The organism is Paraburkholderia sp. Cpub6 (genome assembly GCF_014201065.1).
Lineage (GTDB): Bacteria > Pseudomonadota > Gammaproteobacteria > Burkholderiales > Burkholderiaceae > Paraburkholderia > Paraburkholderia tuberum.
The window spans coordinates 1-16337 of the sequence record NZ_JACHDM010000049.1 but is presented as its reverse complement, the minus strand read 5'-3'; the positions used below and the strand labels follow the sequence as shown (position 1 = coordinate 16337).

Here is a 16337-nt window from a genome sequence, read left to right as displayed (position 1 = left end):
TGACCGTTCTGGACGGCGGACGCTACCGGCTGGAGCAGTCGGATCTCAGCGAGCCGATCGAGGGTCGCGTGGGCGAAAAGCTCGACACGAAACTGCCCGATGGCGCGATCACGCTGCAGGTCGATTCGCTGAACGCAAAGCCGGGCACGCAATTCATTCTGGAGAGACAGTCGCGCGACAAGACGGTGGAAAGCCTGCAAAACCGGCTGACGGTCTCGCAGAAGGGTAAAGACAGCGGCATCATCGGCGCGTCGCTGATGGGCTCTGAGCGGCTGCTGACGGCCAGCACGCTCGCCGAAATCGGCAATGCGTATGTTGACCAGAATCTGAAGCGCAAGGCGGCGGAAGCCGAGAAGTCGCTTGCGTTCCTGAGCGAGCAGCTGCCGCAACTCAGGAGCGACCTGGAGCGCGCCGAGGGACGCTATAACGACATGCGCAACCGCATGGGCGTGTTCAATCTGAGTGAGCAGGGCAAGGCCTATCTGGATCAAAGCGTAGCCACGCAGCGCAGCCTGCTCGAACTGAAGCAGAAGCGCGCGGAGATGGGCGCGATCTACGCGCCGGGTCACCCCGCGATCCAGGCGATCGATCAGCAGATCGGCATGCTGAGCAGCAGGATCGGAAGCTTGTCGCAGCAGGAACAGGCGTTGCCGGACCTGGAGCAGAATGCGGTGCGCCTGACCCGTGACATGAACGTGAACAACGAGCTTTACGTCGGCATGCTGAACAACATGCAACAGCTCAGACTGGTTCGCGCCGGCAAGGTTGGAACGGTGCGGTTGATCGATAACCCGGTGGTGCCGAAAGAGCCGATCAAGCCGAACAAGCTTCTGGTGATTATCTATGCTGCGTTGGGCGGCCTGATTCTGGGCGTCGGTGCGGCGTTCGGGCGTACGGCGCTGTATCGGGGCGTGACCGACGCGCAGGAGATCGAGGAGCAAACGGGCCTGAACGTCTATGCGAGCGTGCCGCTGTCGCAGGCGAAAGTCGCGCGAATCGGCAAGACGCCGAAGCTGCCCGCTGGCGAGAAGTTCCTGCTGGCGAGCGAGTTTCCGCGCGACCCGTCGATTGAAAGCCTGCGCCGACTCAGAACCGCGCTTCATTTTGCCATGCTGGAATCGGAGTCGGGCGACAATCGCGTGCTGCTGACGGGGCCGACGGAACAGGTGGGCAAGTCGTTCCTTTCGGCGAATCTGGCGGCGGTCGTATCGGCGGCCGGCAAGCGGGTGTTGCTGATCGACGCGGACCTGCGCAAAGGTCATCTCGAGCAATACTTTGGTCTCGACTCGAGCCCCGGCCTGGCTGACTATCTGACGTCGGACGTGACGTCCGGCCCGGTGATCATGCGTGACGTGCGTCCGGGCCTCGACTTCGTTGCGCGCGGAGCGATACCGGAGAACCCGGCCGAGCTTCTGGTGAGCGAACGCATGCAGCAATTCCTCGCGAAGACGAGCGAATACGATATCGTGCTGATCGACACGCCGCCGGTGCTCGCCGTATCCGACGCGACCGCGCTTGCGGATAGCTGCGGCACCGTGTTGCTGGTGACCCGCTTCGAGACCACTTCCATTGCGCAGGTGGTGGAGGCCACCAAGCAGCTCAAGCAGGCGAATGCCCGGGTGAAGGGCGTGATCTTCAACGCGATCGATACGGATGTCTATCGCTATAGTCTGGGCGCGCGCGCAGGCCTCTATCGCAGTGCTTCCTATCTCGACGCATTGCCCGCCAGCGGAAAGACGCAGAAAGGCTAGCCTTCAGACGAGAACCATCGTCGTGTAGAGCGATGAAAAATTCACCCGGACTTCGACGTAGATAAATTGTGAATATCAAACATTCGATCGTAAGTATCGCTGGAGTCGTACTGAGTCAGGCGCTCAATTTCGTTTCGATTCTATTGATCGGGAAGTTCTGCGGGCCGACGGCTCTCGGGTATTTCAGCCAGCTCATGGCCGGTGGTCTTTTTATCGGGTCGGTGATCGGCTTGCGTCTGGAGGTTGCGTGCATGGCGGCGGACAAGGCCCAGGCCGTGCGCGCAATGACGAGTTCCAGTGCGGTCGCCATAGGGATCGGCGTGGCGCTCGTGGTGGCCACGGCAGCGGCCGGGCATACGGAATACATACCTGTTATCGGTCTGGCACTTGGCGTGTTCCTGCAACAGGCGTTGTGCGGAGCACTCACCACCGAAAGAAAGTACGCGCAAATCGCGACGATCCGGTTCTTCCCTAATGCCGCGTTCGCCGTCTACTTCGTCTGCATGATGATGTTTTCGAAAGGGGAGTGCACAGGCACCACCGTATTCAACATCTATAGCTGGATTTTTCTGGCCTCGACCGTTGTGCCCGTGGCGATCTGCCTTTACTCGGCGCGTCGCATGATCCCGTTGGCCTTCATCAGGTTCTCCGCGCTTCAGATCCAGTATGCAAAATTTGGTGTGCCGACCACTACGCTGAATTCATTCGTGATCTATGCGTCCGCCATTTTGATGCCGATGATCTTCGATCATCGTGACGCCGGCATCTTTGCGCTGGCGTATCGTGTGGGGTACTTCCCTGCGTCCCTCTTGTCGCAAAGTTTGGGCGCCGTCTTCCGCCGCGATCTGATCGATTATTTCGACGGCCACAGAAAAGACAGAGTGAATCCCTCGAAACAGTTTTTTACTATGCTGACGTTTATCAGCATTTCTCTGGTGGCAGCGTGCTATGCAGGCCTTAGCCTCATTATCCACATGAAGATGGGCGACGAATGGGAACCGTCGATGTCTGTGTACCTGATCTTTGTTCCCTATTTCATCACGATGGCGATCTATGGCTCGATGGCTCAGGTATTCATTGTCGCGAACCGGCTGAAGATCGACTTGATGATTCAAGCAGTCAATGCCGTATCGATCTTCCTGATCTTTGCGACGGCTCAATTCCTCGGCGTCGGGTTCATCCACTCGCTTCTTCTGCTCAGCGTCTGTGGAACGATTGTGGCAAGTGTGGGAACTTACCAGGCGCTCAAGATCGGCAAGGAGCCGGACGCTTATTTGGATCGCCAACCTAGTTTTGAAGCGCCGTGATCTCTGCGCTCAAAAATCAGCGACGCTGCAAGTTTAGCTCCTCCACCGCGAGGCGAGTCGCTCACTTGTTCAGGGAAAGAGAATGCGCATTGTAAAACTCCCCGGCATCATCGGCAGGAATGCGAGTCCAGGCGTGTCGGCCGCGGTCTGGTTCATTCTGTTCATCGCGCTTTATGCGATCTCCGCGTTTCACGACAGCACGTTGCCGGCGCGTTTTCTGTTGGATGAACTGGTGATCTTCGACCGGATGAAGACCGTCACGGCTTTCAGGGCGTTTGGCGACTCATTTGACAATCTCGCGTGGCTGTTCAACTTTCTCGGTCTCCAGAGTTTCTCCATTTCTTTGATAGGATTTCTCGCATCGACTATCGGCATGTTTGTCGCCATCTGGCGTTCCGGGCTCACTTCGCTAAAACCGGCCGAGTTCTTTCTGGTTGCCTTCTGGCTCGCCAATCAGACCGTCTACATCGGCGTTCCATCGAAAGAAATCGTCATTTCGGTTCTGGTTCTTTTGATGCTGTTTTACAACTCGTCGCGTGCGATATTGGTTTTGTTTGTCGTCCTGGCAGCGCTGGTAGCCGTGTACTTCAGATCGTATTGGGGCATTACACTGGCCGCAACCGTGTTTCTTTATATCGCGCCAAACGGCTTCAGAAGGCCGGTTTCATTGATCTTTTTCGCGCTGGCCATGTTTGTGATGGTCGCCTTCGTGTTCCAGAAGGCCTATGGCGAATCACTGGATTTCGCAAGGCAGAACGCCAATGAGTGGCGGGACCCGGAGGAAGTGGGGTCGATGATCGTACAGTTCATTCCAGGCAGTGGTATGTTCATTGGCGTGGCGAACGTCGCCATCACGCTGGCGACCTTCGTTTTGCCGGTGCGGTTGATTACGTCGGGTTCTCCGCTGCAAATGCTGGGCGGCATTGGCGTGTTTTTCACTTTTGCGATTGTGTTTATGCGTTATCGCTCCGCGGCGGCGCTATTTCCGGTGGGCCGATTCGAGACACTTTGTTTTTGTTTTCTGGTCAGTTTCCTGTCAACGCAAGCTATTTTCGAGCCGGACTACGGGTCATTTCTGCGGCATCTTTCGCCGGTGTCGCCGATGATCATGTTTCTCGTCCTGCGGCTCTCGTACGATGAACACATAACGGTATCGGCGCAGAGTGCGTCGCGAGTGAACGACGGCGCCCATCACCAGTCCACATTGTCGAAGCATCGCAGCGCCTCCTGAATCGCAATGACGGTCCGCTGATTCAGTAGGCCGTCGATGAAGCACATGATCGTAAACATCGGGGCGAACTATCTGACGCGCATCGGTGGGCACGACGTGACGCTGCGCGCGGCGATCGACAACATCACGAATCGCCGCTACTGGATGTTCCAGTGCCCGGACTACATCGCGCGCGGGCGATCCGCGCATGGTCAGCGTGAACGCGAAGATCGATTTCTGATCTGAGTTGCGCGGTGTCGCGGGCCGTGGCGGGCTCACTGTGCGCCGCCGGCGCGCATGGCCCGGTATTCCCGCTGCACGATGTCCATCAGCTCCGCCACCGAAGTCAGCGCGCTCTGTTGCTCGTAGGTCACGCGCCCTCGCTGCATCAACATGATGCGATCCGCGATATCGAGCGTCTGCGCATAGTTGTGCATGATCATGATGATCGAGAGGCCGCCTTTTTCCTTCAAGCGCATCAGTAGGTCGATGATGAGTCCCGCCTCGCGCGCGCCCATCGCGGCGAGCGGTTCGTCGAGCAACAGGATTTTCGCGTTCGAATGCACGGCGCGCGCCACGGCGATCGCCTGGCGCTGGCCGCCCGAAAGACGCTCCACGGGCAAATCCACCGAAGGCACGTGCACGCCGATATCGTCGAGGCATTGCGCCGCGCGCTCGCGCATCCGTTTGTGGTCGAGCAGCCTGAACGGCCCGCGCCGCACGATTTCGCGGTTCAGGAACATGTTGTGGTAAATACTCAGCGAATTCGCGAGCGCGAGATCCTGATACACGCATTCGATGCCGAGCGAACGCGCATGATCGACCGAGCGCAACAGCGTCTCCTCGCCGTCGATATGGAGCGTGCCGCTCGTTTGCTGATGAAAGCCCGTGAGGATCTTCACGAGCGTGGACTTGCCCGCGCCGTTGTCGCCGAGTATGCCGAGGATCTCGCCCTTGCCGAGCGTGAGCGAGACGCCATCGAGCGCCGTCACCGCGCCGAAGCGTTTGACGAGGCTGTCGCCGCGCAGCGCGAGCGGGGCGTTCGGCGCGCTGCGCGCAGCGGCCGTGGCATTGGCGCCCGCGGAGGAGGTTTGCGATTGGTCCATCATCGTCCACCCTTGCGGCGAATGCGCCCGACGTGGATGTTGAAGATCATCGCCGCCAGAATCGCGGCGCCAAGAATGATGTTGAACGTAAACGCGTTGATACCGATCAGTGTAAAGCCGTCGTTCAGAATACCGAGCACCGCTGCGCCGATGAGCCCGCCCACGATGGTGCCCGAGCCGCCCGTGAGCGGCGTGCCGCCGATCACGGCGGCGGCCACGGCAAGGAACATGATCTGGTTGCCGCCGGCCTGCGGGTCGATCGAGGTAATGCGAAAGGCTTCGAGCATGCCGGTGAAGCCCGCCAGCACAGCGGCGAGGACGAAGTTGCCGAGGCGCAGTCGCTTCACATGTATGCCGGCCTCGCTCGCGCCGAGCGGATTCGCACCCGCGGCCTGCGTATGCAGGCCCCAGCGTGTATGTCGCAACAGCACGTGCATCGCGGCCGCGATCACCAGGGTCCAGATGATCTCGCTGTAGCCCCACGCGCCCATGAACCCGGCGAAGGTGGGCGATCCCGGCGTGGCGGCGGGCGTGCCGCGCGAGATCGTGAGCGTGATACCGTTGATCAGAAAGAGCGTGCCGAGCGTCGTAACGAACGAGGGCAGCCGCAGCCAAACCGACACCGCCCCGTTCACGAAGCCGACGATTCCCGCGGCCACGAGCCCCGCGATCACGGCGAGCCACATCGGCGCGCCCGCGTCATTCGCGAACACCATCATGAACGGCGCGAACGCGAACACCATGCCCGCCGACAGATCGATGTCGCCGCCGATCATCAACATGATTTCGCCGAACGCGATGATCGCCACCGGCGCGATGAACTGCGACAGGTTGACGAGGCTCGCGTTGGTGAGCAGGAAATCGTGGTTCGCGAATTCGAAGTAGGCGGCCAGCAGCACGGCCACGAGCAGGATGCGCAGCTCGGCCGCCCATTGAGACGCGAATGAAACACCCGCGCGCCGGGGCGCGCGGACCGCTTTGCTGGTTTCGTTCACTGTATTCATCAGGACTTGATCGGGCCGGATCTCGGAACGATTTGCTCCTTGTCGGTCTTGCCTTCAAAGCGCGTCGAGGTATTCAGGTACGGCTCGACGTTATCCTTCGTCACGAATTTCAGGCCGGTGTTGATTTCGGCCGGGCCGACGAGGCCGCCGGAGCTGAGGAACACGAACGCCTGCATCACCGTATAGAAACCCTGGACGTAGGGCTGCTGATCGATGGTGAAGTCGAGGAAACCTTCGTGGATCAGCTGGATCGTGGTCGGCAGCAGGTCGAAGCCGCCGCCGTGCACGCCTTTGGACGGCAGGTTCGACTCTTTCATCACCTGCGCGACGCCCTGCGTGCTACCCGCATCCACCGCGAACATGCCTTTCAGGTCCTGGTGGCCCAGGTAGAACGCCTTGATCTTCGACAGCTCCTCGTTGACGGTCGCGCCCGTGGCCACGGTCTGGATGTCGATCTTCTTGCCGGACTTCTTGATGGCGTCGCTCGCACCGTCCAGACGCGGCTGGATGTTGAGCTGCCCCGGCGTGGCGATGAACAGCCCGACCATGCCGCTGTCGATCAGACTGACGATGCGCTCGCCCATCTGGTAGCCCGACAGATACAGGTCCTGGCCGATATACGCGAGGCGCGGATTCTTCTTGCCGCGCGGCGCGTCGGCGTTGTACGCGAACACCGGAATTCCGGCGTCGAGCGCGGCCAGGATGGGCTTGTCGAAAGCGCTCGGATCGACGATCGGCACCGCGATGGCGTCGGCCTTCGCGGCAATCGCCGAGTTCACGGCGCGGACCATTTCGCCCGCGTCCGAAGTGGCCGAGCCGGTCCACTGATAATCCATGTTGAGCAGTGAGCAGGCATCCTGAATGCCGTACTGCGTGGGCACGAAGAACGGGTTGGTGGTGACGTGATTGACGAACACGATCCTCCACTTCTTGTGCGACGGAAAAGCCGTCTGCGCTGCCTGCGCGGTGCCGATCAGACCGCCCGCGCCGCCTAGCGCGCCCATCAGCGAAAGCGCTGCGCCGAGTCCCGCGCCCTGCATCAGCCCCCGCCGCGCCGTGCTGAAACCGTTGCCGCTGTTTTTCTGATCGTCATCCCGTTGCTGTGCCATCTGATCCTCCGGTTCTTGTCTTCATTGGTCGATGTGGTCGACGTCGCGTCGATTGCGTGCAGATGCTGGACGGCACCGGGAGTTCGCGGGGCAGCGCGAGAGTTTGGCGTGGGACGTGCAACCCCGATTCGGAAGCGCTCGATACGAGCCGTGCGGTACCGCAAAAATGTTAGTGCAGTGCGGTAGCGACTCCTAATCCATGTATACCCGTAACCGTTCCGAAGATTGGGACGCCGGGTCAGGATGCGTGTTTACCACGAGCGGCTGATCGCGCAGATGGGTGCGCGGCGCTCAAAGCTCGCCGCCCGCCAACACCGTCGCCACGTGCTCGCGCAACGTCGGCAGCACCGCGCCCTCGAACCAGGCATTGCGCTTGAACCACGCGATATTGCGCGGCGACGGATGCGGCAGCGGCATCACATGCGGTCCAAACTCGGCCCACCTGACGAGCGTTTCTGTCGAGGTCGGGCCAAACGCGTCGCCGAGGCCAAAGCGCTGCGCGTATTGTCCGATCAGCAGCGTCAATTTCACCGAACGCATTTGCGCGAGCAATTCGCGGTGCCAACGGCCGGCGCACTCGGGCCGAGGCGGCAGGTCGCCGCTCGCGCCGCGGCCCGGAAAACAGAAGCCGATGGGCACGATGGCGAATCTGGAAGCGTCGTAGAAGGTGGTGTCGTCGACGCCGAGCCATGTCCGCAGACGCGCGCCGCTCGCGTCGCTCCACGGCACCCCCGACGCATGCACGCGCGCGCCTGGCGCTTGTCCGATGATCAGAATACGCGCCCGCGTGGACGCGGCGAGCACGGGGCGGGGCGCGTGCGGCAGCATGGGTGCGCACAGCGTGCAGGCGCGGATGTCGTGAAGCAGCGTGTCGAGCGACGTGTCGAGTTTCGACGGACGTTTGGTGGTAACAGCCATAAAGCAGTGCGAGGTGACTGGTGCGCAGTCGTGTCGTGAGTCGGCTCAGTTCTGCGCCTGAGCCGGATAGATCAGCGTGCCGTCGGCCTGGGGCGCGGCGCCCGGCGTCATCGTGGCGGCGTTCGTGTGATGCGCGTCCATGATGTGCAGCACGGTTTCATCGTGCATCAGCAGATAGTCCGTAATGATACGCCGGTGGCAGCGCCACCAGACCGCCTCCGAGCACATGATCGCGCAGCGCTGCAGATGACCGAGCGTCAGAAGTTGCGCCAGTCCCTCGCGGAACGCGTCGCTCATTGCATAGTCGGCATAGTTGCGAAAGGCCGGATGCGTCCAGTACGCATTCGGCGACGGCGCGTCATCCTTGCGCCTGCTGCGACGTCCGCCGAGCGAGGCGAGATGCACGTAGTCGATATGTTCCGGTGCGAGCGAGGCGGGCAGCGCGTCGCGATTGAACTGCGGGTTGGTCCGCGAGCGCGGGATGCTGCGCACGTCGACGAGCAAGGCGATCTGCTCGCCTTTCAGTAAGTCGACGAATTCCTGCAACGGACGCGTCGAGTGGCCGATCGTGAAAAAAGGGCGTTTCGTTTCCATGCGTGCTTCGCCGGCGCCGATAGCGGCGACGATCCCTACAGACTTACAACGTGCGGCGCAGTAACGTCGACTGTGTCCCGATTCAGGTGTTGCACGTGTCATGCCTGACGAGCGCGCGTATGCACGCGCTCGCGAATTGCAAGACCCCGGGGAGACAAGCCGGGTAGCCATTATTCCGGTATCGAGTGCAACCTTGCTCCCGCGAGTCGGAGTTGCAACAATGCACCCGCGACGGCGCCCGCGCCGCACGCAGTCGCCCGCGCATTTTCTCTCGACCCGCTTGCACCATGACCGACGGCCTGCCCAATCCCCAACGTGCGTTTGCGTACATCGCGATCGCCATCGCGATGACGATGTCGGTGCTCGACACTTCGATCGTCAACGTCGCGCTGCCCACCATCAGCAACGACCTCGCGGTATCGCCCGCAAACGCGATCTGGGTCGTCAACGCGTATCAGCTGGCGATCACGGTGTCCTTGCTGCCGCTCGCGGTGCTCGGGGACAGCCTCGGCTACAAGCGGGTCTACTGCTACGGACTCGCGCTTTTCACGCTGGCGTCGTTCGCCTGCGCGAATGCGCACACGCTGCTGGTGCTTGCGGTCGCTCGCGTGTTTCAGGGCTTCGGCGCGGCCGGCATCATGAGCGTGAATATCGCGCTGGTGCGCTTCGTTTTCCCGAAGGCGCGGCTTGGCGCCGGCGTCGGCTATTCGTCGCTGGTGGTGGCCGTTTCGTCGGCGGCGGGGCCGAGTATCGCGTCGGCGATTCTGTCGGTCGCGCACTGGCAATGGCTGTTCCTCGTCAACGTGCCGCTCGGCGTGCTGGCGCTGTCGATCGGCGCGCGCACGTTGCCCGCGACGCCGACCTCGGGGGCTCGCCTGAGCGGCCTGAGCGTCCTGCTCAACGCGCTCACATTCGGCCTGCTGATCTCCGGTCTCGCGGCATTCAACCAGGCGGGCGCGACGCAGCGCGGCGCCGTGATGGTCGCGATCGCCTTGGTGGCCGGCGTGCTGTTCGTACGACGCGAAAGCCGGCTCGCGACACCGATGCTGCCCATCGACCTGCTGCGCATGCCGGTGTTTTCACTGTCGATGGCGACGTCGATCTGCTCGTTCGCGGCGCAGACGATGGCGTACATCGTGCTGCCGTTTTACTTCGAGCAGACGCTGAAGCTGTCGGAAACACAGACAGGCATTCTGATGACGCCGTGGCCGCTCGTGACCGCGTTGATCGCACCGGTCGCGGGCCGGCTGTCCGATCGGTGGGCGCCGGGACGCATCAGCAGCGTCGGGCTCGTGGTGTTCGGGTGCGGACTCGCGATGCTCTGCCAGCTCGGCGAGACGGCGACGCGCTTCGACATCGTGTGGCGGCTCGCGGTCTGCGGCCTCGGCTTCGGTATCTTTCAGTCGCCGAACAACCGCGTGATCATCGGCAGTGCGCCGCGGCATCGCAGCGGCGGCGCGTCCGGCTTGCAATCGATGGGTCGTCTGCTCGGCCAGTCGAGCGGCGCGGTGGCGGTGTCCATCGTGTTCGGACTCGTGCATGGCCAGCACCTCACGTTGATTGCCGGCATTGCCGCGGCGCTCGCGTTGATCGCGGCCGGCGTGAGTTCGGTGCGGCGTATGACGGAGCACAGCGACGCCCCGCAGGAACAACAGGCTACGCCAACGCGGCCGGTCTCCGAGCGTTGACGCGGGTGCGGCGTCGTTCCGCCGCCCATACGCCTACGCGAGATTCGAAGGCGCCGCCTTCAGCACGTCGACGTGCTTCGGAATCTGGCCGAGATCGAGGAACGTATCGGCGATCTGTTGCTGCTCGCCGAGAATCGCGCGGGTAATCGGCTGCGTGCCGAACTGCTGACGCTGCACCGCCACGTCCACGACCTGCTTCGGCAGACCCCATAGCTGCGCGAGTTCGCTGGCGAGCTGATCCTTGTTCTGCTTGCCCCACTGATCGACCTTGTCGAGTTCTTCGATCAGGATCCGGATCACGTCGGGATTGTTCGCCGCGGCGAAGTTCAGGTTGCGTGCCGGAGCAGATGTGCGGGCTCGCGTGCGTCGTCCGTCATTTGTTCTGGAAAGGCACCCGGTTCTAACCAGGCGGCGGCGGGGAGGGGGCTATGGGAGCCGAAATGGAGGCGCTGTCTGGCAGACCGCGACGGCAGGCGGTCTTCAGGAGCAAGCGCATCAAGCCCGCGGCGGCAACAGTGCCGAAAGCAGCCGGCGCAACTGCGCCAATTCGCTTGCCGTCAGCCTTTCAGTGAGAACGCGCTCGACCTGCTCGACGCGCGGACGCAAGGCCGAGAGCTGCTTCTTACCGGCAGTGGTGAGAAACAGCACATAACTGCGCTTGTCGACAGGATCATCCGCGCGCTCGATCTGGCCATTGCGCACCATGCGTGCAACGAGATCGGCAATCGTCGAACGATCCACGTCGAGTTTGTCTCCGAGTTGCCGCTGACTGACGCCAGGCGTCTCGTGCAAGACCTCGAGCGCCGCGTACTGCACGCTCGTGATCTCCGCGGAAACCTCGCTCAGCCAGACCGCTGCATGGCGCTGTTGGGCACGGCGCACCAGGCTGCCAGTAAATTTGGGGAGCGCGCCGGCGTCTTCGGGTTTGATCGGCAATTTCGGAGGTTTGGGTTTCGTTGTGGTTTAACGCACGCGAAAGATGGCCCGAAAGAAGGCGTTCAACTCCGCATACGCATTCAATGGGAGAACGTGGGCCACGTATTGATCGGGACGTACCACGACGAGTGCACCTTGTTCGCGATCGATGCCGCGCTCGTCGAAGATATCAGTCGTCGCGTCGCTCGTAAATGCCTTTTCGTAGTCGATGAGGCCGTGGCGGCCCTTGCGCGGCAGCAGGAGGGCGGGGACGTCTTCGAGGCGGACTTCGCGATGCGGCTGTTGCAGCACCGCGCGCAGATCGAGAACGCTGTCCGCGTCGGCGTCCTTCGGCGTGCAGAGCCTCAAAACGGAATCGGGCGACTTGTCGAGATGCTCGCACAGCGCATCCAGCGCACGACGCGACGCGTCCGCGAAAGCGTACAGGCGCCAGCGGCCGTCCGCTTGCGCGGCATGCCCTAGATGGAACGGTTTTGCATCAGCGAGGCGAACGACAGGCGACGAGTGAAAGCGCGTACCGATCGCAAAGCCTTTGGCGAGCGCCTGATGCGTCGCTTCACCGGTCAGGGTGGCCGGCCGGTAACGCGTTGCGACGCCAGCCGTGTAGCGGCCAGCGCGAACGAAGTACGCCTGAAGCTCCGCGGGATCGACGCCGCCCGCCTCGGGCCGGTTGGGATCCTTCGGCGGCGCGGCCATCATCGCCGACCATTCCTTGTCGAAATCGATCAGCTCTTGTGCAATAGGTTGGCGCTCGTCCGAATACGTGCGCAACAGAGCGGCGTCGCTGCGGCCCTCCAGCACCGCGCCGAGCTTCCAGCCTAGATTGAAGCCGTCCTGCATCGACACGTTCATGCCCTGACCCGCTTTGGCGCTATGCGTGTGGCAGGCGTCGCCCGCGATGAACACGCGAGGCTCGCGCGAAGTGCCGTCGGCGGCGATGGCATCGTCGAAGCGGTCGGTGAGGCGCTGCCCGACCTCATAGACCGAGAACCACGCCACTTCTTTTACGTCGAGCGTATAGGGATGGAGGATGCGCTGCGCCGTCTCGATGATGCGATCGACCGTGATCTGCTTGATGCTGTCGCGGTTCTCCGGGGTGACATCGCCGAGGTCGACGTAGAAGCGGACCAGATATCCGCCTTCACGCGGAATGATCAGCAGGTTGCCCCTGCTCGCGGACTGAATCGCCGCTTTCAGCCGGATGTCCGGAAAGTCGCTGACCGCCAGCGCATCCATCACGCCCCACGCATGGTTGGCCGCGTCACCGCGCAGCGTTTGTCCGATGGCGGTGCGTACGCGGCTGCGAGCGCCGTCGCAACCGACGACATAGCGTGCGCGCACGGACATCGTCTCGTCGAGCCGCGCGGGATCGGTATGGCGCAGCGTGACCAGCACCGGGTATTCGTGCGTATCGTCGCGCTGAACGTCGACCACTTCGAGGCCGTAGTCCGGTTCGATCCGTCGCGCGGAGCGGCGCATCACGTCGAGCAGATATTCCTGGATGCGGGCCTGATTGACGATGACGTGCGGAAATTCCGATAGGCCTGTTTCGGTATCCTGAACTCGGCCGGTACGACTGATCGCGCCGCGGTCGTTTGCATCGGGTCGCCAGAATACTGTTTCATTGACCCAATAGGCTTCTTGCAGCAGGCGGTCACTGAGGCCGAACGCATTGAACATCTCGACGGTACGGCACGCCACACCATCGGCCTGTCCCATCTGCAACGGTCCGTCGCGACGCTCGACGACGCGCGTGCTGATCGACGAGAATTGCGACAGCTGTGCCGCCAGTACGAGTCCGGCAGGGCCGCTGCCGACGATCAGCACGTCGACCGTCTCGGGCATCTGCGCCGCATGCGCATTGCCGATGACTGGCTCGATCGTCGGATCGCCGACCCGGAAACCGTTGAGATGAAATTGCATGACGTCTTCCTCCGTTCAGTAGATATCTGCTGAACGCGAATATACTCCGTACCCCAACCATTTTGAAGTGCTTCGTGGGAGGATGGATGTTTACCCTGGTTCGGAAGAGCGCTCGTGGACTTTCGGGAACGGCTGTTTCAATGACCGTGCCAATGGCCCCCATGGCCACCCCAGTAGCCGCCAATGCCGATGCCGAGGCTCACGGACGGCGCGACGTAATACCCGGGGGCATAGCCATAGGCGGGCGCTGGCTCATAACCGTAGCCATAGCTGGGCGGCGGCGGGGCGACGACGCAGCCCGCCAGGCCGGCCGATATGATGATTGCAAAGAGTAGTCTGATCATGATCGTGTTCCTCCAATCATTGAGGAGATGCAAGATTCAGTCCAGCCGTCTTCTGCCACCATGTCGACAGTACCCATTCGTCGGCGGCGAAGTAAAGCGGCAGCTTCGCCGGATAGGCGAGGCTGTTCCGGTACGCGATGCGATGAACCGCGGAATACCAGTGCGGAATCACGTAATAGCCGTTCATCAGTACCCGGTCGAGCGCGTGGGTCGCATCGACGAGCTGCTCGCGCGTTTGCGCGCCCAGCACCTTGCGCAGGATCGCGTCGACGGCCGGCGATTTCACGCCCGCGAGATTATCGGAGCCCGGCTCGTCCGCGTACTTGCTGCCGAAACGCGACAGCTGTTCGGTGCCCGGCACCTGCACGTCGGGCAGGCGCACGGTCGTCGGCATACCACATTGCCGATCCGCTCAGCACGAGCATGATCAGCAAGCGCCGCCGGTTGGACCAGTGGATCGCCGGGGAAGTCATCACTGGGTCGCGGTGTCCGCAACGGTGCATCCACGCGGCAGGCGATCGCGATGCGCGCATCAGCCGCCCGCGCCCGTCACGCGCCACGCCGTGTTGCCGACGTCATCGGCGATCAGTAGGCCGCCGTCGCGATCCTGGGCGACGCCCACGGGCGCGCCATACAACTCCTTCTGATCCGGCGACATAAAGCCCATCACGACGTCTTTCGGCGCACCGGCGGGCTTGCCGTTCTCGAACGTCACGTACGACACCACATAACCGCTCAACGGCGAGCGGTCCCAACTGCCATGCGCACCGATGAACGCGCCGCCGCGATACTGCGAGGGCAGGCTGTTGCCGGTATAGAAGGTCAGTCCTGGCGGCGCGACATGCGAGCCGATCGAGAAGTCTGGGGCAATCGCCTTCGCGACAAGGTCGGGACGCTGCGGTTGAGCACGCGGATCGACGTGCTGGCCGTAATAGCTGTACGGCCAGCCGTAGAAAGCATTCTCCTTCACCGACGTCAGATAGTCGGGCACGAGATCGGGGCCGATCTCGTCGCGCTCGTTCGCGATGGCCCAGAGCCGGCCCGTCGTCGGTTCCCATTGCAGGCCGGTCGGATTGCGAATGCCCGCCGCGTAAATGCGGCTTGCGCCCGTCGCCGTATCGATTTCGAGTACGTCCGCGCGCCGGTACTCGACCTCCAGCCCGTTCTCGCCGACATTGCTGTTGGAGCCGACTCCCACATAGAGCTTCTTGCCATCGCGACTGGCGAGCAGGGCTTCGGTCCAGTGATGGTTGATCGTATCGGGGAGATCGGCGAGTTCGACGCCGCGCTCGCTGATGGTGGTTTGGCCCGTCTTGTATGGAAACTTCAGGATCGCATCGGTATCGGCGACATAGAGTGTGTCGCCGGTGAGCTGCATGCCGAACGGGGAGTGCAGATAATCGATGAACATATACCGCTGCCATTCGCCATTGCCGTTGGCGGGCTTTCTGAGCGGGTGGTGCAAAGATGGATGTTTCGGCATCGGCGCCGGAGGAGGGCGGGGCTGCGACGGCGCGGCAGTAGCGAAGTATTGGGTTTCAGGGGCTGCGGCTGAAAGCGGAATGTCGGCTATTCAGCGGATGCGAGATGCAGCTCGGTGGCGGCCCGTCGCTAGTCAGTTGTCCGTGACGACGAGAGCGAACGACTCGAGCGTCGCAAGCTTGTGTAGTCGGACCGTGCGGTACTTCGAGTAGTCGAACACGAGCAGATTACCCGAAGCCGCAGCCATAGCCGCCCGCTTCACGTCGACTTTCGGCGCCGAAGGCGCAGTGACGCCGCGCCGCAAATACCAGGAACACGGTGAGATCAAGAAAAACATCGAGCGCGACATGCGAAAGCGTCGGAATTGACGCGCCGGGTCAAAGAACAGCGTCAACAACTGTCAATTTAATAACGAGATAGGAATGCCGACTGTTTTATTCGGCCGCGCTACCGGCAGGACACGCCTGGAAATGAAATGCCCGGAATCATTGTAAATATTTGTCAAAAAGTTTAAATCTCAATTTAAAGGTATTGACCGTGACTGCTTTCGATGGTTAATTCGTCGGGTTTGTTCTGGAGAATCAGAGGAGGCCAGATGGAACAACAGAAACAGAATGAAACCGGGGGCAACGAAGAGTGCCAACTTTGCCGTATCACCTATTCAATCTACTCAAACTTCCCGCCAATGCCGTCCGCAATGGCACTGAACGCCGAAACCGGCGAATGGTTTCCGTTCGACAGGCTGAAGTCGTATTCAAACGGTTACGAAATGGCCGAAGCCCTCGGTTACGCATGGGCGTGCGATTGTCGCGGACGCTCCCGGAATCGTTTCGATCAGCGGTTCACGTTAACAGATGCCGGAGGTCACGCACCTTAGTCTCTAGTTCCAAGTGCAACACCTTGAATGAGGTAGGGTGTTGCGATGAAGAAGAACTACAAGCATTTGAGTGCGGAAGAACGCGCGG

At 61.8% G+C, this 16337-nt stretch carries 14 protein-coding genes and 4 pseudogenes; 6 read left to right on the top strand and 12 right to left on the bottom strand.

The annotated features are described in order from the left end of the window. The 4 genes from HDG33_RS35570 to HDG33_RS35555 form a co-directional block, all read left to right on the top strand. The coding region (locus HDG33_RS35570) for a polysaccharide biosynthesis tyrosine autokinase (protein WP_184040737.1) at positions 1–1751 on the top strand (1751 nt) is incomplete at its 5' end. Between the two features lie 68 nt (positions 1752–1819). After that, positions 1820–3058 (top strand): lipopolysaccharide biosynthesis protein, encoded by a 1239-nt coding sequence (locus HDG33_RS35565; protein WP_184040734.1) that lies wholly within the window; start codon positions 1820–1822, stop codon positions 3056–3058. Between the two features lie 82 nt (positions 3059–3140). Beyond that, the gene (locus HDG33_RS35560; RefSeq protein WP_184040731.1) at positions 3141–4289 is read left to right on the top strand and encodes a hypothetical protein; all 1149 of its coding nucleotides are present in this window, start codon (positions 3141–3143) and stop codon (positions 4287–4289) included. Between the two features lie 45 nt (positions 4290–4334). Next, a complete protein-coding gene (locus HDG33_RS35555) occupies positions 4335–4514 on the top strand; it encodes a hypothetical protein (protein WP_184040741.1) in 180 nt (59 codons plus the stop codon). 29 nt (positions 4515–4543) lie between these two features. Here HDG33_RS35555 and HDG33_RS35550 read toward each other — a convergent pair whose 3' ends face one another. The 5 genes from HDG33_RS35550 to HDG33_RS35530 all read right to left on the bottom strand — a co-directional run bounded on the left by HDG33_RS35550 (position 4544) and on the right by HDG33_RS35530 (position 8999). Further along, complete coding sequence (locus HDG33_RS35550; protein ID WP_018422193.1) at positions 4544–5374, bottom strand: ATP-binding cassette domain-containing protein; 831 nt, start codon at positions 5372–5374, stop codon at positions 4544–4546. Continuing rightward, complete coding sequence (locus tag HDG33_RS35545; protein WP_184040728.1) at positions 5374–6378, bottom strand: ABC transporter permease; 1005 nt, start codon at positions 6376–6378, stop codon at positions 5374–5376. The genes HDG33_RS35550 and HDG33_RS35545 overlap by 1 nt, the downstream gene beginning before the upstream one ends. Further along, complete coding sequence (locus HDG33_RS35540; RefSeq protein ID WP_184040726.1) at positions 6378–7487, bottom strand: sugar ABC transporter substrate-binding protein; 1110 nt, start codon at positions 7485–7487, stop codon at positions 6378–6380. The genes HDG33_RS35545 and HDG33_RS35540 overlap by 1 nt, the downstream gene beginning before the upstream one ends. 291 nt (positions 7488–7778) lie before the next feature. Beyond that, complete coding sequence (locus HDG33_RS35535; protein ID WP_184040724.1) at positions 7779–8405, bottom strand: uracil-DNA glycosylase family protein; 627 nt, start codon at positions 8403–8405, stop codon at positions 7779–7781. Between the two features lie 45 nt (positions 8406–8450). Then, complete coding sequence (locus HDG33_RS35530) at positions 8451–8999, bottom strand: DUF488 family protein (RefSeq protein ID WP_184040722.1); 549 nt, start codon at positions 8997–8999, stop codon at positions 8451–8453. 287 nt (positions 9000–9286) lie between these two features. On the opposite strand from HDG33_RS35530, the gene HDG33_RS35525 reads away from it, so the two are divergent. After that, positions 9287–10687, top strand: coding sequence for an MFS transporter (locus HDG33_RS35525; protein WP_184040720.1), 1401 nt, complete (start codon positions 9287–9289; stop codon positions 10685–10687). Between the two features lie 33 nt (positions 10688–10720). Here HDG33_RS35525 and HDG33_RS35520 read toward each other — a convergent pair. The 7 genes and pseudogenes from HDG33_RS35520 to HDG33_RS35490 form a co-directional block, all read right to left on the bottom strand. Continuing rightward, a pseudogene (locus HDG33_RS35520) lies at positions 10721–11005 on the bottom strand (sulfonate ABC transporter substrate-binding protein); the annotation flags it as partial. A 177-nt stretch (positions 11006–11182) separates the two neighbouring features. Further along, the gene (locus tag HDG33_RS35515; protein WP_184040718.1) at positions 11183–11623 is read right to left on the bottom strand and encodes a MarR family winged helix-turn-helix transcriptional regulator; all 441 of its coding nucleotides are present in this window, start codon (positions 11621–11623) and stop codon (positions 11183–11185) included. 27 nt (positions 11624–11650) lie between these two features. Next, positions 11651–13546 (bottom strand): FAD-binding monooxygenase, encoded by a 1896-nt coding sequence (locus tag HDG33_RS35510; protein WP_184040716.1) that lies wholly within the window; start codon positions 13544–13546, stop codon positions 11651–11653. Positions 13547–13683: 137 nt separating this feature from the next. Then, entirely contained in the window at positions 13684–13890 is a 207-nt protein-coding gene (locus HDG33_RS35505; protein ID WP_184040713.1) for a hypothetical protein, read from the bottom strand. 16 nt (positions 13891–13906) lie between these two features. Continuing rightward, positions 13907–14278: pseudogene (locus HDG33_RS35500) on the bottom strand (ABC transporter substrate-binding protein); the annotation flags it as partial. Between the two features lie 144 nt (positions 14279–14422). Beyond that, a pseudogene (locus HDG33_RS35495) lies at positions 14423–15343 on the bottom strand (PQQ-dependent sugar dehydrogenase); the annotation flags it as partial. A 162-nt stretch (positions 15344–15505) separates the two neighbouring features. After that, positions 15506–15709 (bottom strand): hypothetical protein, encoded by a 204-nt coding sequence (locus HDG33_RS35490; protein ID WP_260330710.1) that lies wholly within the window; start codon positions 15707–15709, stop codon positions 15506–15508. 258 nt (positions 15710–15967) lie between these two features. Between HDG33_RS35490 and HDG33_RS35485 the strand changes: the two are divergent. Further along, positions 15968–16237, top strand: a pseudogene (locus HDG33_RS35485) (hypothetical protein); the annotation flags it as partial. Between the last annotated feature and the right edge of the window lie 100 nt (positions 16238–16337).